Genomic DNA, 19,522 nt, shown 5'->3' on the forward strand with positions numbered 1-19,522 from the left:
GTTGCCGTCAAAATCAAAGGGTTCCGCCAAGGGGCGGCCTGATGCGAACGGCGTGTGGGGCTCATGGAGGCGGTCAGCTATATCATTCTCATCGGGTCCACGCTGCTGATCGTCAGCGTGCTGACCAGCTACCTCGCCTTGCGCATCGGCGCCCCGCTGCTTTTGATCTTCCTCGGCATCGGCCTGCTGGCGGGGGAGGACGGCATCGGCCGGATCGCCTTCAACGATGCCGGCTCCGCCTTCCTGATCGGGTCGATGGCGCTGGCGGTGATCCTGTTCGAAAGCGGATTCGACACCAAGCTCGCCAGCTACAAGGCCGCGGCCTGGCCGGCGATGACGCTGGCGACCGTCGGCGTCGCCGTCACCACCGGTGTCGTCGGCGTGGCCGCCCATTACCTGATGAATTTGGGGTGGTGGGAGGCGTTGCTGATCGGCGCCGCCTGCAGCTCCACCGACGCGGCGGCGGTCTTCTTCCTGCTGCGGGTGGGCGGCATCACCTTGCGCGACCGGGTCCGCTCGACGCTGGAGATCGAATCGGGCAGCAACGACCCGGTCGCCATCATGCTGACCATCTTGCTGGTGGAGGCGGCGACCCATGGTCTGGCGTCGCCCGCCGCCATCGTCGGCGAACTGGCGCTGGCCTTCGCGCTGGGCGGGGTGATGGGTCTGGCCGGCGGCTGGCTGCTGGTGGCCTTCATCAACAAGGCGAATTTCGAGACCGGGCTGAACCCGGTGGTGACGCTGACCTTCGCCCTGTTCATCTTCGCCGCCACCAACGTGCTGGGCGGCAGCGGCTATCTGGCCGTCTATGCCGCCGGCCTCTATGCCGGGAACGTCAAGCTGCGCGGCGCGCTGGAACTGCGGCGCTTCCATTCCGGCCTGACCTGGCTCAGCCAGATCGTCATGTTCGTCATGCTGGGCCTGCTCGCCACCCCGCGGGAGTTCGCGGGCATGCTGCTGCCGGCGCTGGGCGTGGCGCTGGTGCTGATCGTCGTCGCCCGGCCGCTGGCGGTGTGGATGTGCCTGCTGCCCTTCCGCTTCTCGGTGCGGGAGACCAGCTTCATCGCCTGGGTGGGCTTGCGCGGCGCGGTGTCGTTGCTGCTGGCGCTGGTTCCGGTATTGGGCGGGCTGGAGAATGGGCAGCTGATCTTCAACACCGCCTTCGTCGTCGTGGTCGTCTCTCTGCTGGTGCAGGGCTGGACCATCGGCAGCATGGCCCGCGCGCTGGAGCTGATCGTCCCGCCCCGCCGCGGCCCGGTGGAGCGTGTGGAACTGGAGCTTCCCGGAAACGCCGACCAGGAGCTTGTCGCCTACACCGTCCATGGCAAGAGCCCGGCGGCGCGCGGCCAGCGCATGCCGCGCTGGGCCAAGCCGTCGCTGGTCATCCGCGCCGGCGCGGTGGTGCCGCTGCACAAGGCCAAGCCGCTGCAGCCCGGCGACCATGTCTATCTGTTCACGCCGCAGCACCGGCTGCCGCTGATCGACAAGCTCTATGGTGGCAGCCGGGCGCTCGACCAGTCCGACCGCGAGTTCTACGGCGATCTGGTGCTGAGCCCCGATGCGACGGTGGAGCAGATCGCCGAGATGTACGGCCTGCCGCTGTCGCTGTCCAACGCCCGGCTGACGCTGAGCGACCTGCTGCGCAACGAGTTCGGCGGCTCCTGCGAGTTGGGCGACCGGGTGCGCATGGGCGGTGTCGAACTGATCGTGCGCGACATGGACGAGGACACCATCACCTCGGTCGGTCTGGCGCTGGAGCCCGTCCGCGTCACCAGCCGGCGTCGGCCGCTCTACCAGCGCGTCACCGTCATAGGCGGGCGGCTGCGCGGCTGGTGGAACGAGCATGCCTTCCGCCGCTGGAAGGAGCGCGAGAAACTGCGGGCCCGGCAGCTCGCCGCCCCCCCACCTGTGGCGGAGCCGCCCCGTGAGGAGAGGGTGGAAAGCCGCAACGAGGCGTGAAGGCGGCTAGCCCCGGTGGCCGGGACGCGACGAGGCGATGGTGCGGCTCAGATAGATGACGGGGGCGAGGCCGACCAGAACGATCACCAGGGCGGGCAGGGCGGCGTCGTCCAGCCGCTCGGTGGAGGCCATGCGGAAGGCCTCGATCGCCAGCGTGTCGAAGTTGAAGGGCCGCAGGATCATCGTCGCCGGCAGCTCCTTGGTGATGTCGACGAACACCAGCATGGCGGCGCTCAGCAGGCTGGGGCGCAGCAGCGGCAGATGGACCCGGCGCAGCACCTGCAGCGGCGTATGGCCGAGCGAGCGGGCCGCCCCTTCCAGATTCGGGCCGATCTTGGCGAAACCGGATTCGAGCGGCCCATAGGCCACCACGAAGAAACGGATCAGATAGCCGTAGAGGATGCCGGCGATGGTCGCGCCGAGGATGGCGCCGACCGGCCAGCCGGTCCAGTCGCGGGTCAATCCAACCGTGATCAGGATGCCCACCGCGATCACCGTGCCCGGCGTGGCATAGCCGAGCGAGGCGAGGCGCGCGGCGCCGGTGGCAAGCCCGCTGCGGTCGTGGCGCACGCCATGGATCACCAGCAGCGCCACGACGACGACCAGCGCGGCACCGCTGGCGCCGAGGATGAAGGTGTTGACCGTCAGGTCGGTGAAGCGGGCGAGCGTCAACTCCGTGCCGCCGCGCAGGATCATGCGGATCAGCACCGCGCCCGGCAGCAGGAAGCCGAACAGCACCGGGGTCAGGCAGACGATCCAGGCCACCACCGTGCCGCGGGCCGACAGGCGCGGGGCGGGCAGGGCGCGGTAACGGCCGGTGGTCTGGTGGAAGCGCATCTTCCCGCGCGACAGCCGCTCCAGACCGACCAGGACCAGCACCACCAGCAGCAGCACGGCCGCCAGCTGCGCGGCCGCGGCCGGGTCGCCGAGCGCGAACCAGGTGCGGTAGATGCCGACGGTGAAGGTGTCGATGCCGAAATAGCGCACGGCGCCGAAATCGGCCAGCGTCTCCATCAGCGCATAGCCGACGCCGGCCACCAGCGCCGGGCGGGCCAGCGGCAGGGCCACGCGGCGGAAAGCGCCGAACTGGGTGCAGCCCAGCGTGCGGCTGGCCTCCAGCACGCAGACAGACTGCTCGAGGAAGGCGGCGCGGGTCAGCACATAGACGTAGGGGTACAGCACCGACGACAGCACCAGCCCGGCGCCCCAGGCGGTGTGGATGTCCGGAAACCAGTAGTCGCCGCGGCGCCAGCCGAAGGTGGCGCGCAGGAAGGACTGCAGCGGTCCGGCGAATTGCAGGAAATCGGTGTAGGTGTAGGCCAGCACATAGGCCGGCATGGCCAGCGGCAGCAGCAGCAGCCATTGCAGCACCCCACGCCCGCGGAAGTCGTGCATGGTGACGGTCCAGGCGCAGGCGACGCCGGTCACCAGCGTGACCACGCCGACGATTCCCAGCAGGATCAGGGTGTTGAGGATGTAGCCGGGAAGCACCGTCCGCGCCATGTGCCCCCACAGGTCGGTGGAGACGCCGGCGGCCTGGACGAAGACGGCGAGGATCGGCAAAGCGATCAGCAGTGCAAGGACCAGGGCGAACAGCCCGGTCGGACCGACCCGCGACCACAGCCGGCGAGGAGAGAGGGACGGGGAGCCGGAAGACTTCGCGTCGGTCGCCATCGCCATGCGGGGGTGTCCTCGCTGTCGGAAAAATGGTCGGTGCGGGGTGCCCCCTCCCTCCCGCTTCGCGGGTCCCTCCCTCCCCCGCTTCGCGGGAGAGGGTGGATTTGCTATGCGGCGGGTCCCCTCTCCCGCGTGAGCGGGGGAGGGTTAGGGAGGGGGCATCAACGCCAGTACTCTACTCTAAAACGCCAGCCCTTATCAGCTCGCTTCGGCGGCGCGCTGGTGACGCTTGCGCTCGTTCGGGTCGAGGTAGCGCTTGCGCAGGCGGATGGACTTGGGCGTCACCTCCACCAGCTCGTCGTCGGAGATGTAGGACAGCGCCTTTTCCAGGGTCATCTGGATCGGCGGGGTCAGGCGGACAGCCTCGTCCTTGCTGGTGGTGCGGATGTTCGTCAGCTGCTTGCCCTTGATGACATTGACCTCAAGGTCGTTGCCGCGGGTGTGCTCGCCGATGATCATGCCCTGATAGACCGGAACGCCCGGATCGATCAGCATCGGGCCGCGATCCTCCAGGTTCCACAGCGCATAGGCAACCGCGGTGCCGTCGCTGTTGGAGATCAGAACGCCGGTGCGCCGCGCCGCGATGGCGCCCTTGAACGGGGCGTAGCCGTGGAACAGGCGGTTCATGATGCCGGTGCCGCGGGTGTCGGTCAGGAACTCGCCCTGATAGCCGATCAGGCCGCGCGACGGAGCGTGGAAGACGATGCGGGTCTTGCCGCCGCCGCTCGGGCGCATCTCGATCAGGTCGGCCTTGCGCTCCGCCATCTTCTGGACGACGGTGCCCGAGAACTCCTCATCGACGTCGACGACGACTTCCTCGATCGGCTCCAGACGCTGGCCGTTCAGCGGGTCGGTCTTGAACAGCACGCGCGGACGGCTGATCGCCAGCTCATACCCCTCGCGGCGCATGGTCTCGATCAGGATGCCCAGCTGCAGTTCGCCGCGGCCGGCCACCTCGAAGGCGTCGCCGCCCTCGGTGTCGGCGATGCGCAGAGCCACGTTGCCTTCCGCTTCGCGGAACAGGCGGTCGCGGATCATGCGGCTGGTGACCTTGTCGCCCTCGCGGCCGGCCAGCGGGCTGTCGTTGACCGAGAAGGTCATCGCCAGGGTCGGCGGGTCGATCGGCTGGGCGGCCAGCGGCTCGGCCACTTCCGGCGCGCAGATGGTGTCGGCCACGGTGGTGTTGGTCAGGCCGGCCAGCGCGACGATGTCGCCGGCATGCGCCTCGTCCACCGGAACGCGCTCCAGGCCGCGGAAGGCCAGCACCTTGCTGATGCGGGCGTTCTCGACCAGCTTGCCGTCGCGGCTCATCGACTTAACGGACATGTTGACCTTGACCGAACCCGTCTGGATGCGGCCGGTCAGGATGCGGCCCAGATAGGGGTTCGCTTCCAGCGTGGTCGCCAGCATGGTGAAGGGCAGGTCTTCCTCGACCTTCGGGGCCGGGACATGGTCGCGGATCAGTTCGAACAGCGGGGTCAGCGTCTCGCGGGCGCCGTTCTCCAGGTCCGTGGTCGCCCAGCCGTTGCGGCCCGAGGCGAACAGGGTCGGGAAGTCCAGCTGCTCGTTCGAGGCGTCGAGCGAGGCGAACAGGTCGAACACCTCGTCATGCACCTCGTGCGGACGGCCGTCGGGACGGTCCACCTTGTTGATGACGACGATGGGGCGCAGGCCCAGCTTCAGGGCCTTGCCCAGCACGAACTTGGTCTGCGGCAGCGGGCCTTCGGCCGCGTCGCAGAGCAGGACGACGCCGTCGACCATGGAGAGGATGCGCTCCACCTCGCCGCCGAAATCGGCGTGGCCGGGGGTGTCGACGATGTTGATGCGCAGGTCGTTCCACAGAACGGACGTGCACTTGGCCAGGATGGTGATGCCGCGCTCGCGCTCCAGGTCGTTGGAGTCCATGGCGCGTTCGGCGACCTGCTGGTTCTCGCGGAACGAGCCGGCCTGCTTGAGAAGTTGGTCGACCAGCGTGGTCTTGCCGTGGTCGACGTGGGCGATGATGGCGACGTTACGGAGATTCATGGAGCCTTCGGTCTCGCAAGGGCACCCCCGACACGCAGCAGCGTCATGCCACAAACAACAAAAAGGCCCAACGAACATTAATCCGTGGGCGCTGTCGGGGAAACTGTTGCGGCGCAATATATGGATCCGAAGGAAAAACGCAAGTGCCGTGCCCTTTGGTCTAACGCGAATTTCCGGGATGGAGCCATGCGTGGTCGCAGCCTACATTGTGGGCGATGATCCGCTTCGCTTCCGCTTCCCGCCGCAGGATGGCCGCCGCAACCCAGGTTGCAGCCGCGCCCTTCAAGGCTCCCATCGCCGCTCCCCTGGTCGCCGCCCTGCTGCTGCTGGGGCCGTCCGGCGCCGGCCGCGCCCAGGATTCGCCGGCCGACGGCTTCCAGCCCGCCCCAGCGCTGGACGCCCCCGCCGAGGAAGAGGTGCGGCCGGCCGGCATCCGCTACGAGGTCGAGATCACCGGCGTCGAGGATGACGGGCTGCGTGGCACGCTCAACGACGCCTCGACCCTGGTGGAGTTGAAGGGGGAGACGCCGCCCTCGCTGATCGGGCTGGAACGCCGGGCCGACAGCGACCGCGACCGATTGCAGACGGCGCTGCGCTCCGCCGGCTACTACGACGCGCGGCTGGACATCCGCATCGAGGATCCGGCAGCGACCGGCACCCTGCCCGCGGGCGGGGAGGCGCCGCCGGTCAAGGTGACGGTCGCGGTGACGCCGGGTCCGCTCTACCACTTCAAGACGGTGACGGTGCGAGGCGCCAACGGGGCGACCCTGCCGGGGGAGGTCGCGACCGACGACCTCGGCCTTGCCGCCGGGGCGCCGGCGGTGGCGCAACGGGTGCTGGATGCCGAATCGGAACTGGTCGGCCGTCTCGCCAGGCGCGGCTACGCCTTCGCCAAGGCGTCCGACCGCGAGGTGGTGGTCGATCATTCCGACCGGACGATGGACGTCGCCTACACCGTCGATCCCGGCCCGCTGACCCGCTATGGCGCCACCCGAATCGAAGGGCTGGAGAAGGTCGACGAGGATCTCGTGCGCGGGCGGCTGGCCTGGAAGGAAGGGCAGGTCTACGACCCCGGCGCCACCGACCGGGCGCGGCAGGACATCGCAGTATTGCAGGTCTTCGACACCGTCCGCGTGCGGATGGCGGACGAGCCGGGGCCGGACGGCGTGACGCCGGTGATCGTCACGGTGGGCGAGCGCAAGCGCCGCTTCATCGGCGGCGGCATCACCTTCTCGACCGAGGACGGGCTGGGCACCAACGCCTATTGGGGCCACCGCAACCTGTTCGGCGGGGCGGAGCAGCTGCGCCTCGGCGTCGATGTCGGCCGAGTCGCCGGCTCCAGCGGCGGCAGCTCCAACACCGGCAACGACCTGCCCGACCTGCGTTTCAGCGTCAATTTCCGCAAGCCCGACTTCCTGGCGGTGAAGCAGTCGCTGGTGGTCAATTTCGCCGTGGTCAACGACCAGCCGCCGGCTTACAGCCGCGTCGCCTCGGAACTGACGGTCAAGCTCGAACGGCCGCTGACCGACCAGCTGACGATCAGCTACGGCGTGACCGGCGAGCGCGGCCGGGTGAAGACGGAGGACACCACCTATCAGACCGCTTTCATCGGCGTGCCGCTGGGTTCGGCCTGGAACGGCACCGACAATCTGCTGAACCCCACCTCCGGCCAGCGGGCATCGCTGCAGGTGACGCCGTGGTTCCCGGTCGGCGGCGACACCGAATCGCCCTTCACCTCGGTGCTGCTCAACGGCTCCACCTATTACGACCTCGGCAACGACGGGCGCTATGTCGCCGCGGCGCGGATCGGGGTCGGCAGCATCCTCGGCACCTCGCTGACCGACATCCCGCCCGACCACCGCTTCTATGCCGGCGGCGGTGGGTCGGTGCGCGGCTACGGCTTCCAGAAGGCGGGGCCGCGCGACCGCTACGACGATCCCGTCGGCGGCCGGTCGCTGTTCGAGATCGGGGCGGAGCTGCGCATCAAGGTGACGGAGAGCATCGGCGTCGTTCCCTTCGTCGATGCCGGCACGGTCTATGATTCGGCCTATCCCGACTTCAGCGAGCCGCTGCGCGTCGGCGCCGGCCTCGGCCTGCGCTATTATACCGACTTCGGTCCGCTGCGGGTCGATGTCGGCATTCCCCTCAACCCGGCGAGCGGCGACGCGCGCTGGCAGCTGTATCTCAGCCTGGGGCAGGCGTTCTGATGGCGCAAAATCGTCCCAATCCTTCGGGACGATGACCGTCTATTGCGGTTGAGACAAGGTTGGCCCGGTCGGGGTGGTCGTGCTGGTGAAAGGGCGTGGTGTGACGGTTCGCATATTCCTGGTCGGTCTGATCCTTCTGGCCGGCCTGTTCGTTGGGCCGCAGCCGGCCCGCGCCCTGTCGCTGTTCGGCGATTCCACCCGCGAGTGGCTGACGGAGAAGATCGAGGGCGCCGTCGAATCGCCGGACATGCAGTTGAAGCTCGGCGCCATCGAGGGCGGCTTTCCCACCGATTTCACCATCGCCACCGTCACGCTGTCCGACAGTCAGGGCGTCTGGCTGACCATCGACCGGCTGCATGTGGTACTGTCGCCGTCCGCCCTGTTCCTGCGCAGCGCCAAGATCGATTCGCTGGAGGCGGCCAGCATCGTCGTCACCCGCGCCCCCGTCAGCACCCAGCCCGCCGCGCCATCCGATCCCGACGCCCCGCTGCTGCCCAGCCTGCCGGTCGACATCGACCTGGACAGGCTGGTGGTGGAGCGGCTGGAGTTGGGGCCGGCCCTGCTCGGCGAGCCGGCGGTCCTGCGGATAACCGGGGCGGCCGAACTGGCGCATGGCGGCGGGGCGCTGGACACCACCCTGTCGGTGGCGCGCATCTACGACAAGCCCGGCAAGGCCGATATCGCCGCCGCCTACAAGCCGGACGAGAACACGCTGACCCTCTCGGTCGACGCGTCGGAACCCGCGGGCGGCGTCATGGCGCGCGCCCTGTCCATCCCCGGCCTGCCGCCGGTGCAGGTGACGCTGAAGGGCGACGGCACGCTGGACGACTGGGCCGGCAAGCTCACCGCCATGGCGGGCGAGGCCGCAGCCCCCACCGGAACCCTGAACGCCGACGCCACCATCAGGAAGGTGCCGGAGGGGCATGCCCTGACGCTGGCGGCCGGCGGCAATTTCGCCCCGCTGATCGCCGGGCTGGCGGGGGAGACGGTGACGCCGCTGATCGGACCCGCCCCGACGCTGAACGCCAGCGTGCTGCGGGCGCCGACCGGCGCCATCACCGTCCGGCCGCTGGCCCTGACCGTCGCCGCCGCGACCGCCACGGTGAACGGCGACATCGCCGCCGACTACAACAGCCTGAACCTGCGCTGGACCCTGCAAGCCGGCCCGGACTCCACCCTGCATCCGCTGGTGCCGCTGTCCTGGCGCGAGGGCGTGGTGGAGGGTTCTGCCGAAGGCGCGCTGAACGCCCTGAACGTCGCGGTCGACGCCACGCTGCGCGATCTCGCCGCCGACGACCCGGCTCTGTCCCAGCTGACCGGGCCGGAGACGGTGCTGGCCGCCCGCGCCCGGATCGACGTCGGCAGCGGACAGGTCGGCCTGGAAACGCTGGCGCTGACCGCCGCCGCAGCGCGGGCGGAGGCGAAGGGGACCATCGGCGGCTGGGGCCAGACCGCCGATTTGACCCTGTCGGCCAGCGCCGACGACCTCGCCCCGCTGTCGGACCTCGCCGGCCGGCCTCTGGCGGGGGCTGTGGCGCTCTCCGGCCCGGTGCGGCGCGGTGCCGACGGCGTGCTGACCACGGAGTTGACCGGCAGCCTCGACCGTCTCGCCACCGGCACCCCGGCCGACGCGGTGCTGGGTGACAAGGCGACGCTGGCGCTGGCGGCGCGGATGGAGCCGGACGGCGCCATGCGGCTGACCGACCTGACGGTGGACGGCCGCAACGGCAAGCTGACCGGCACCGCGGCGCTGACGGACAGCCAAGTCGACGCCCGCACCACCCTGACGGTGGCGAAGCTGGAGCTGCTGGGCGGCGCGCTCGGCACCCCGATGGAGGGGTCGGCGACGCTGGAGGCCACCGCCCGCGGCCCGCTCGACGCCATCGAGGCGCAGGCGAAGCTGAATGCCCGCGACCTCGTGGTCCAGGGCCGCCGCCTGGGCGCCACGGAGGTGCAGGCCACGGCATCCGGCTTGCCGGAGACGCCGAACGGCACGGTGTCGGCCCGCACCAACCTGGACAAGACGCCGCTGTCGCTCGACGGACGCTATGCGCTGCGCGAGCAGACGCTGCGGCTGGATGGGCTGACCATCGCCAACGGGTCGAACCGCATCACCGGTCAGGCCCAGGTGGCGCTCGATACCCTGCTCGCCACCGGACGGCTGGAGGGCGCGCTGCCCAACCTGAACGGGCTGTCGGAACTGGCCGGCATGCCGCTCGGCGGCGGGGCGACCTTCGCGCTGGCGCTCGACGGCAAGGGCGGCAAGCAGGCGGCCAACCTCACCGCCGACGCCACCAACCTGCGGGTGGACGGGGAAGGCGGTCCCCTGCTGACCGCTCGCCGCCTGATGGCGCGGGCCGATGTCGTCGACGCGCTCGGCACCCCCAGCGGCAAGGCGCGGGTGGAGATGACCGGCGGCAACGCTGCCGGCAACGACCTGCGCAGCGTCACCGCCTCGGTCGACGGCTCGCTGGCCAAGGCCTCCTTCCAGGCTAATGCTACTGGGGCCAATGCTACCGGGGCCAATGCCGCAGGTTCAGGCGCCCAGCCGGTCGCCCTCGATCTCGCCGGCACTCTGACGCAGGAGGGGGAGGCGACGCGCATCCGGCTCGACCGCTTGCAGGCGCGCTATGCCGGCGAGGATCTGCGGATGACCGCTCCCGCCACCATCCTGCTGGCCGAGCGCCGCTACGAGGTGAGGGAACTGCGGCTGTCGTCGGGCAATGCCCGGCTGGCCGCCGACCTCGGCCTGAACGGCGAGCGGCTGAGCGGCGAGTTGACCATCGACCGGCTGCCGCTCGCGCTCGCCAAGCTCGCCAGCCCGACCCTGCGGCTGGACGGCGTCGCCAACGCGCGCGCCTCGCTGGGCGGGACTCTGCGCAACCCGCGCGCCGACGCCACCCTGCGGGTCAGAGGGCTGAAGGCGCAGCAGACGACGCAGGCCGGCCTGCCGGGCATCGACGCCAATGTGGACGCGCAGTGGCGCGACCGCCGCCTGTCGATGACCAGCCGCATCGCCATGCCGAAGAATGCAGGCACCCTGACCGCCAACGCCGCCGTGCCGCTGGTGATGGACCCTGACAGCTATGCCGTCAGCCTGCCGCCCAGGGGCGCGCTGGAGGCAGCGGTCAACGGCACGCTCGACCTGTCGCTGGCGAACGACATTCTGGCGTCGTCGGGCGACCGGGCGCGCGGGTCGCTGCAACTCGACGTGCGGGCCGGCGGCACGGTGGAGAAGCCGTCGCTCGGCGGTTCCGTCGTGCTGGCGAACGGGCGTTACGAGAACCGGGCGTCGGGCGCCGTCATCACCAACATCCAGGCCCGTCTGGCCGGCGACGGCGACGTCTTCACCATCCAGAGCTTCCAGGGCCGGACCCGCAACGGCGGCGCCATCAGCGCCAGCGGCGTCATCCGCCCGGCAGCCCCGGCCGACCGGCAGCTCGACATCGCAGTGAAGGCCGACAATGCCCGGCTGGTGGAACTCGACCTCGCGACGGCGGAGATCGGGGCGAACCTGACGCTGACCGGCGGATTCGCCAATGCGCGGCTGGCCGGGCCGGTCGACATCCGCCGTGCCGAAATCCAGATCCCCGACCGCATGCCGGCCAGCGTCGTCGACCTGAAGGTGACGGAGGTCGGTAGGGGCCATGGCCGCGGCACAACCCAGATCTCGACATCCGGCGGCACCCGCCGCATCCCGCAGCCGGAGGAGGCGCCGCCCGCCGCAGCGCCCTTCGTGCTGGCGCTCGACATGACGGTGAATGCGCCCAACCAGATCTTCGTGCGCGGCCGTGGATTGGACGCGGAGCTTGGCGGCAACCTGCGCGTCGGCGGCATCGCCGCAGCGCCCGAGCTGACCGGCCGCTTCACCATCCTGAAGGGCAGCCTGAACCTGCTGGCCCGCAACTTCGAGTTCAAGCGCGGCATCTTCGACTTCGACGGCGGCCTCGATCCCCGGCTCGACCTGCTGGCGGAGGCGACGGCCAACGGCGTCACCGCCAACGTGGTGGTCGGCGGCACCGCCCGCCAGCCGAAGATCGAGCTGACCTCGCCCCAGGGACTGCCGCAGGACGAGGTGCTGGCCGGCGTGCTGTTCGGCAAGTCGGTTGGCGACCTGAGTGCGGCGGAAGCGGTGCAGCTTGCCCAGTCGGCGGCGGCGCTGGCCGGCTTCGGCGGCGGGGGCGGCGGCATCCTCGACCGCGTGCGTCGCAGCATCGGCGTGGACCGGCTGGACTTCACCCAGGGCGCGAACGGCAAGGGCGGCGCGGTGCAGGCCGGCCGCTATGTCAGCGACCGTGTCTATGTCGGCGTCGAACAGGGCATCGGCGCCAACCAGAGCCGCGCGAAGGTCGAGATCGACATCACCAACAACCTGAAGGGCACCGCCGCGGTCGGCGGCAATTCCGACACGGAGTTCGGACTGGTCTACGAGAAGGATTACTGAGGGGAGCGGGGTGGGTAGGGGACGCGCATGTCCGAGGGGCGTCCAGCATGCCGGTCATGAGAGACTCTATCGGCCGTCATTCCCGCGAAGGCGCTACGGGACGCACATATTTCACATTTGCGAAAGAACAGCAGCTTTTGGTAGCGAGTGGCCCTTCTCCCCTTGCGGGAGAAGGGTTGGGATGAGGGGTGCGACCAGCTGAAAGCCCGAGGCAATCACATCTGCGCCCCTCACCCCAACCCCTCTCCCGCAAGGGGAGAGGGGCTTTCCTCAATGCCAAGCTGCACGTCTTTTCGCAAGTGCGAGATCTGTGCATCCCGTAGCGCCTTCGCGGAGATGGCAGAAAGTTCTTTTATTTCAGCACATTAAGGGTGAAGGGTGTGCGAAGAGTCCGGTCACTCCGGCCCGCATCCAGGCTTCAGCCCCGGATCGTTGGCGAAGCTGCCGTCGTCGGCCTGCTTGTCGGCGCCATAGTCCGGGTCGATCCCGGCCGCCAGCGCCGCCAGCCGGTGGGCGGTCGCCACATGGGCTTCGCGTTCGACGGCGCGGTAATGGTCGATGACCTGCTCGCCGAAGGCGGTCAGCACCGTGCCGCCGCCCTGCTTGCCGCCCACCGCCGCGTTGACCACCGGTTCGCGGAAGATGCGGTTGAGGTCGTCCACCAGCAGCCACGCGCGGCGATAGGACATGCCCAGCGCCCGCCCGGCGGCGGAGATGGAGCCGGTCTCGCGGATCCGTTCCAGCAGCGCGATCTTGCCGGGACCGATGGAGCCGCCGCTGTCGAAGTCGATGCGGATCCGCATGCGCGTCATTGCCGCGATTCTCCCGTCACCGTTCGGCGGTCTCGATGCCGTCGCCGCTCCAGGCGCCGGTGCGGAAGAAGCCGTCGATCCGCTCGCACCACGGGCCGATGTCCAGCCCGGCCGAGGTCAGCCAGTCGCGGTTGAAATAGGTCCCCATATAGCGGTCGCCGGGATCGCAGATCAGGGTGGCGACGCTGCCCTGCCGGCCGTCCCGCATCATCCCGGCGATCAGCTCGATGGACCCGACCAGATTGGTGCCGGTGGAGCCGCCGCAGGCGCGGCCCAGCCGGTCGCGCAGCACCCACACCGCGGCGATGCTGGCGGCGTCGGGCACGCGGATCATGCGGTCGATCACCGTCGGCTGGAAGGAGGGCTCGACCGTCGGCCGCCCGATGCCTTCGATGCCGGACCCGCGGCCGACGTCGGCCTTCGGGTTGTTGTCACGAAAGCCCTCGAAGAAGGCCGAATGTTCGGGATCGGCGACGCAGATGCGGGTCGGCAGCCGGCGGTAGCGGACATAGCGCCCGAAGGTGGCGGAGGTGCCGCCGGTGCCGGCGCCGCAGACGATCCAGTCCGGCACCGGATGCGGTTCCTGCGCCAGCTGTTCGAAGATCGACTGGGCGATGTTGTTGTTGCCGCGCCAGTCGGTCGCCCGCTCGGCATAGGTGAACTGGTCCATGAAATGGCCGTTGCAGGCCTGGGCCAGCCGCTGCGCCTCGGCACAGACCTCCGACGCACGCTCCACCATATGGCAGCAGCCGCCATAGAACTCGATCTGCGCGATCTTGGCCGGGGAGGTGTTGCGCGGCACCACCGCGACGAAAGGCAGGTCGAGCAGCTGGGCGAAATAGGCCTCCGAAACCGCGGTGGAGCCCGACGACGCCTCGATCACCGTGGTGCCCTCGCGCACCCATCCGTTGCAGATCGCATAGAGGAACAGCGACCGCGCCAGCCGGTGCTTCAGGCTGCCCGTCGGGTGGGTCGATTCGTCCTTCAGGTACAGCGTGATCCCCGGCGCCGACGGGATTGGCAGGCGCAGCAGATGGGTGTCGGCGGACCGGTTCACGTCCGCCTCGATGCGCCGCAGCGCCTCGTCGAGCCATCCGCGCCGGGCGGCGGTGGTGGGGGCGGCGGCGGGGGTGGGGGAGGTCATGAGGTCCCGTGTGACAGCGATTCGCAGGACACAATCCATAGCGCGGATTGTCGCGGATTGCACCCGGCGCGCGCCTCCCCCAACGCGCGCCCCCCGAACGCGCGCCGTCCGGTCGTTCAGCCCTGGCGGATGCGGGCGACGAAGGCCGAGACCTCGTTCAGCATGCGGTCGGCGCGCTCGCCCACCGCACGGGCCGCCGCAGCCACCTCGGTGGAGGCCTGACCGGTGGCGGTGGCGTGGCTGCAGACGAGGTTCAGGCTGTCCGACACCGAGCTGACGCCCTGCGCCGCCTCGTTGACATTCTGGCTGATGTCGCGGGTGGCGGCACCCTGCTCCTCGATGGCGGCGGAGATGCTGGAGGCGACGTTGTTCACCGTCTCGATGGCGCCGCCGACCCCGCGCATGGCCTCCACCACCGACGAGGTGGCGTCGGTCATCGCGGCGATCTGCGCCTGCACGTCGTCGGTGGCCTTGGCCGTCTGGTTGGCAAGGTTCTTCACTTCGCTGGCGACGACGGCGAAGCCCTTGCCGGCCTCACCGGCGCGTGCGGCCTCGATGGTCGCGTTCAGCGCCAGCAGGTTGGTCTGCTCGGCGATGGAGCGGATCAGGTCGACCACCTCCACCGTGCGTCGGGCGACGCCGTCCAGCTGTTCGATCAGGGCGTAGGTGCGGCGGACGTCCTCCACCGCGCGGGCGGAGCCGGTCGTCGATTCGGCGATCTGCTGGGCGATCTCGCGGATCGACGCCGCCAGTTCCTCGGTCGCGCCGGCCACCGCCTGGACATTGCCCGACGTGGTTTCCGCCGAGCGGGCGGCGCCGTCCATCAGCCGGGTCGTCTGTTCCGCCCCGCTGCTCATCGCGCCGGAAGTGTGGGTCAGCTGTCCCGCCGATTCGGCGACCGAACGGACCAGCCCGCCGACCGTGCTTTCGAACTCGTCGGCAAGGCGGGCCAGGGTTGCACGGCGGGCCTGCTCCGCCTCATGCTTCAGGGCGGCATGGCGGCGGCGCAGGTCCTCAGCCTCGATGGCGCTGAGCCTCAGCGTCTCGACCGAGCGGGCAAGGGCGCCCACCTCGTCACGCCGTTCCGTCCCGCCGACCTGGGTGGCGAGATCGCCCGTGGCGATGCGGCCGGTGGCGGTGCCGATGCCGTCTAGCCCCTTGGAGATGCGCGACACCAGACGGAAGCCGAACAGGCCGAGCAGGACCGACGCGACCAGCGTGACCAGCAGCGTTTCCAGCAGCGTGCGGCGGAAGGCGGCATCGACGTCGTCGATATAGACGCCGGTGCCGATCATCCAGCCCCAGGGCTCGTAGATCGCGGCGAGAGCCAGCTTCGGCACCGGATCGCCGCCGCCGGCCTTGGGGAAGTTGTAGATCAGGAAGCCGTCACCGGACTTTGCCGAGTCGATCAGCCCGCGGATCACCAGGACGCCGTTGCTGTCCTTGAAATCGGCCAGCTTGCGGGTGCCTTCCAGGTCGGCGCGCACACCATGGAAGACGTTCGTCCCGTCGAACTCGTAACCGAACATGTATTCGCTGCCGAAGAAGCGAAGCGCCCGCAGGGCGGCCTTGGCCCGCGCCTGCGCTTCTTCCCGGCTGAACTCGCCCTTTGCCGCGCGGGCGTCGTAGGACTTGATGATCGACAGCGAGGTCTGCACCACCGCCTGGATCGAGTTGCGGTATCCCTCCACCATGGTCTCGCGCTTGGACGTCGCGGACCAGATGCCGGCGCCCAGGATGGTGAAGAGGAACAGCCCCAGAAGGATCAGGAGCTTCGCCTTGATGCTGTGCAGTTTGTCGATCATCGCCCTTTTCCCCCCGAACGCGCGACTCCGCCGCCGGAACGCACCGGTGCGTCGCAATCTGATTAAATGAGCAGCTCCTAATGGAATGAGCCATTCATACTGGAGTATAACGCGTTGATGCAATCCCTAACGGTGGGGTAGGGATAATCCGGATCGACACGTAACCGGTTGTGATCTTTGTAATCCGGCGGATTGCGCCGGCCGGGAAATCTGGCAGGATACGGCACCATGACACTGATCGCCTATCCGCTGTCGGGGGCCATGCCCGACATCCGCCCGGCGCGCCCGACGCGCGACTGGATCGATGCCCTGCCGGAGCAGTACGGCTACCGCTGTCTGCCGCTGAACATCGCCAGCATGCATGGTTGGGAGGTCTGCTGCCCGGTGCGGGTGACGGCGGTGTGGGATGGCGGCGTCGGGATCGATGCCATTGCGGTCACGGCCGACGAGCCACACCCGCTGCTGCCGGCCAGCCATTTCGGCAGCGGCGTGCTGACCTTCCATGTCGCGGCTCTGTTCCGGACGCCGCCGGGTGTGAACCTGATGGTCACCGGACCGCTGAACCACCCGAAGCACGGGATTCTCGGCCTGTCCGGCATCATCGAGACCGATTGGTCGCCCTATCCCTTCACCATGAACTGGAAATTCACCGCGCCCGGCGTGCCGGTGACCTGGGAGAAGGGCGAACCCTTCGCCCATCTGATGCCGATCCAGCGCGGGCTGGTGGAAGGTCTGGAGCCGGAGATCCGCGATCTCGACAGCGATCCGGAAACGGCGGCGCAGTATCGTGCCTGGGCGGCCTCGCGCAGCCAGTTCAACGCCGACCTGCAGACCCCCGGCAGCGCGGCGGCGCAGGAGCGCTGGCAGAAGGGCTATTACCGCGGCAGGAGGCCGGACGGCAGCGACGGCCCGCCCGACCATGAGATCAAGGTTCGGGCGAAGCCGTTTCCCATCGGATAACTACAGCGTGTTCTGGATGCTGCGCACGAATTCCGGCAGGCCGACCTGACGGCGGCGGCGCAGCCGCTCGGCGCGCAGGATCGACTCCACCGCGGTGATGCTCTCTTCCACGTCATGATTGACGATGACGTAGTCGTATTCCGGCCAATGGCTGATCTCGTTGGATGCCTTGGCCATACGGTTGGCGATGACCTCTTCGGAATCCTGGCCGCGGCCGCGCAGCCGGCGCTCCAACTCGCTCACCGACGGCGGCAGGACGAAGACGCTGACCAGATCGTCGCGGGCGTTCTGCGCCAACTGTTGCGCGCCCTGCCAGTCGATGGCGAACAGCACGTCGCGGCCGGCGCCCAGCGCATCCTCCACCGCCACGCGCGGCGTGCCATAGCAGTTGCCGAAGACGCGGGCATGTTCCAGCAGGTCGCCGGTCTCGGCCATGCGGTCGAAGCGCTGCTGGTCGATGAAGTAATAGTCCAGCCCTTCGACCTCGCCGGGACGCATCGCCCGCGTGGTCACCGACACCGACATGGTGATGCCGGAATCGCGGTCCAGCAGGCCGCGGGCGATGGTGGTCTTGCCGGCGCCCGAGGGGGAGGACAGCACCAGCATCAGGCCGCGCCGGTGGATCAGGGGGGTGTTGGTCGCAGCCATGGCGCTCACTCGGTGTTGATGGTTACTCGATGTTGGCGATCATTCGATGTTCTGGACCTGCTCGCGAAGCTGCTCGATCGAGGCCTTCAGCGACAGGCCGATGCGGGTCAGTTCGACATCCGCCGACTTGGAACACAGCGTGTTGGCTTCGCGGTTGAACTCCTGGCACAGGAAGTCGTACCGGCGGCCGATGGCGCCGCCTTCCGCCATCAGGTCGCGCGCCGCCTGGATGTGGGCGCGCAGGCGATCCAGCTCCTCCCGCACGTCGGCCTTGCCGATCAGGATGGCGGCCTCCTGGGCCAGCCGGTCCTCCGACAGGGCGGGGAAGGAGCCGAGGATGGTGGCGACCTGGGCGCGCAGCTTCTCGCGCAGCGCCTCCGGCTGGGTGGAGGCGCAGGCCGACGCGGCATCGACCAGCCGGGCGATCTCGTCCAGATGGCCGTTCAGCACCTCGGCGATGCGGGCACCCTCGGCAAGGCGGTTGACCACCAGCTGGTCGATCAGCTTGGCGAGGTCGGCCTTCAGCGCCGATTCGACGCGCTCGCGCGATTCGGTCTCATCCTCCTCGACCGGCTCGATGATGCCGCGGACGGCCAGCAGCGAATCCAGCCGCGGCGGCGCGGCGCCGGCCCCCTCGATCTCGCGGGCGAGTTCCAGCACCTGGGCCAGAAGCTCCCGGTTGATGCGCAGCTGCGACACCGCCTGGGCGCGGTTGACGGTCAGCGTCAGGTTGACGTTGCCGCGGGCAAGCCGCTTCGGCAGCTCGGCACGGGCCACCGCCTCGACGCTGTCGAAGCCCGACGGCAGGCGGCATCGCAGGTCCAGGCTGCGGCCATTGACGCTCTTGGCCTCGAAGGTCCAGGAATAGCCGTCGCCGTGCCCGTCGACGCGTGCGAAACCGGTCATGCTGGCAATGACGGGGCGATGGGCGGGCAAAGGCGGCCTCACTTGAAAAGCGGTGTCGGTTGGTGTCGTGCTTATAAACGCGACATCACCCCACAACAAGCTCCGGCGCCAGACCTGGAGCGACGAGCAGGGCGGAGATTTCATGAAGCAGCCGCAATCCACCCCCCGTGCCACCCCTCGCTCCATCGTCATCACCGGCGCGTCGAGCGGCATCGGAGAGGCCCTGGCGATCCTCTATGCCGCGCCCGGCGTGGCGCTGGCCCTGACCGGCCGCGACTCCACCAGGCTTGAATCGGTGGCGCAGCGCTGCCGCACGGCCGGCGCCCGCGTGGACACGGCGGTGATCGACGTGGCGGACCGGGCGGCGATGGCGGAGTGGCTGGCGCGGGTCGATGCCGCCGAGCCGGTCGATCTGCTGATCGCCAATGCCGGGATGTCGGCCGGCACCGGCGGCGGCGGCGAGACGGAGGAGCAGGCCCGGCGCATCCTGGCGGTCAACATCGACGGCGTTCTGAACAGCATCCATCCGCTGCTTCCGGCGATGCGGGCGCGGCGGCGCGGGCAGATCGCCCTTATGGCGTCGCTGGCGGGTTTCCGCGGCCTTCCCGGCGCGCCTGCCTATTGCGCCAGCAAGGCGATGGTGCGGGTCTATGGCGAGGCGCTGCGCGGCGATCTGGCGGGGGAGGGGATCGGCGTCTCGGTCATCTGCCCCGGCTTCGTCAAGAGCCGCATGACCGCGGTGAACCGTTTCCCGATGCCCTTCCTGATGGAGACGGAGGCCGCCGCCCGCGTCATCCGCCGAGGGTTGGAGCGCAACGCGGTCCGCATCGCCTTCCCCTGGCCGATGATGGCCGCGGTGTGGCTGCTGGCTCTGCTGCCGCCGTCCTGGACCGACGGTCTGTTGCGGCAGGCCCCGCGCAAGCCGTGAGAGCTGT

12 protein-coding genes are annotated in these 19,522 nt (G+C 69.4%); 5 read left to right on the top strand and 7 right to left on the bottom strand.

Annotated elements, in window-relative coordinates:
* Window positions 1–63: 63 nt before the first annotated feature.
* A complete protein-coding gene (locus AZOLI_RS04530) occupies window positions 64–1,959 on the top strand; it encodes a potassium/proton antiporter (protein WP_014247404.1) in 1,896 nt (631 codons plus the stop codon).
* Between the two features lie 6 nt (window positions 1,960–1,965).
* On the opposite strand, the gene AZOLI_RS04535 is transcribed toward AZOLI_RS04530, so the two are convergent.
* Window positions 1,966–3,639, bottom strand: coding sequence for an ABC transporter permease (locus tag AZOLI_RS04535; protein ID WP_014247405.1), 1,674 nt, complete (start codon window positions 3,637–3,639; stop codon window positions 1,966–1,968).
* 195 nt (window positions 3,640–3,834) lie between these two features.
* The gene (typA, locus tag AZOLI_RS04540; RefSeq protein WP_014247406.1) at window positions 3,835–5,661 is read right to left on the bottom strand and encodes a translational GTPase TypA; all 1,827 of its coding nucleotides are present in this window, start codon (window positions 5,659–5,661) and stop codon (window positions 3,835–3,837) included.
* Window positions 5,662–5,876: 215 nt separating this feature from the next.
* Between typA and AZOLI_RS04545 the strand changes: the two genes are divergently transcribed.
* Both AZOLI_RS04545 and AZOLI_RS04550 read left to right on the top strand, forming a co-directional pair.
* Window positions 5,877–7,868, top strand: coding sequence for an autotransporter assembly complex protein TamA (locus AZOLI_RS04545; RefSeq protein WP_162487980.1), 1,992 nt, complete (start codon window positions 5,877–5,879; stop codon window positions 7,866–7,868).
* 100 nt (window positions 7,869–7,968) lie between these two features.
* Complete coding sequence (locus AZOLI_RS04550) at window positions 7,969–12,312, top strand: translocation/assembly module TamB domain-containing protein (protein ID WP_244442522.1); 4,344 nt, start codon at window positions 7,969–7,971, stop codon at window positions 12,310–12,312.
* 395 nt (window positions 12,313–12,707) lie between these two features.
* Here the strand turns inward: AZOLI_RS04550 and AZOLI_RS04555 are convergent, their stop codons facing one another.
* The 3 genes from AZOLI_RS04555 to AZOLI_RS04565 form a co-directional block, all read right to left on the bottom strand.
* On the bottom strand, window positions 12,708–13,124 hold the full coding sequence (locus tag AZOLI_RS04555) for a winged helix-turn-helix domain-containing protein (protein WP_014247410.1): 417 nt from the start codon (window positions 13,122–13,124) through the stop codon (window positions 12,708–12,710).
* A gap of 16 nt (window positions 13,125–13,140) precedes the next feature.
* Window positions 13,141–14,268: a PLP-dependent cysteine synthase family protein gene (locus AZOLI_RS04560; protein WP_014247411.1), complete on the bottom strand. Its 1,128-nt coding sequence runs from the start codon at window positions 14,266–14,268 to the stop codon at window positions 13,141–13,143.
* Window positions 14,269–14,384: 116 nt separating this feature from the next.
* On the bottom strand, window positions 14,385–16,073 hold the full coding sequence (locus AZOLI_RS04565) for a methyl-accepting chemotaxis protein (protein WP_014247412.1): 1,689 nt from the start codon (window positions 16,071–16,073) through the stop codon (window positions 14,385–14,387).
* A gap of 228 nt (window positions 16,074–16,301) precedes the next feature.
* On the opposite strand from AZOLI_RS04565, the gene AZOLI_RS04570 reads away from it, so the two are divergent.
* Window positions 16,302–17,033: a DUF6065 family protein gene (locus AZOLI_RS04570; RefSeq protein WP_014247413.1), complete on the top strand. Its 732-nt coding sequence runs from the start codon at window positions 16,302–16,304 to the stop codon at window positions 17,031–17,033.
* On the opposite strand, the gene gmk is transcribed toward AZOLI_RS04570, so the two are convergent.
* The gene (gene gmk, locus AZOLI_RS04575) at window positions 17,034–17,681 is read right to left on the bottom strand and encodes a guanylate kinase (protein ID WP_014247414.1); all 648 of its coding nucleotides are present in this window, start codon (window positions 17,679–17,681) and stop codon (window positions 17,034–17,036) included. It lies immediately after the preceding gene.
* Between the two features lie 39 nt (window positions 17,682–17,720).
* On the bottom strand, window positions 17,721–18,587 hold the full coding sequence (locus AZOLI_RS04580) for a YicC/YloC family endoribonuclease (protein WP_014247415.1): 867 nt from the start codon (window positions 18,585–18,587) through the stop codon (window positions 17,721–17,723).
* A 142-nt stretch (window positions 18,588–18,729) separates the two neighbouring features.
* On the opposite strand from AZOLI_RS04580, the gene AZOLI_RS04585 reads away from it, so the two are divergent.
* A complete protein-coding gene (locus AZOLI_RS04585; protein ID WP_014247416.1) occupies window positions 18,730–19,515 on the top strand; it encodes an SDR family NAD(P)-dependent oxidoreductase in 786 nt (261 codons plus the stop codon).
* The last annotated feature ends 7 nt before the right edge of the window (window positions 19,516–19,522 follow it).

Source organism: Azospirillum lipoferum 4B (assembly GCF_000283655.1).
GTDB classification, from domain to species: domain Bacteria; phylum Pseudomonadota; class Alphaproteobacteria; order Azospirillales; family Azospirillaceae; genus Azospirillum; species Azospirillum lipoferum_C.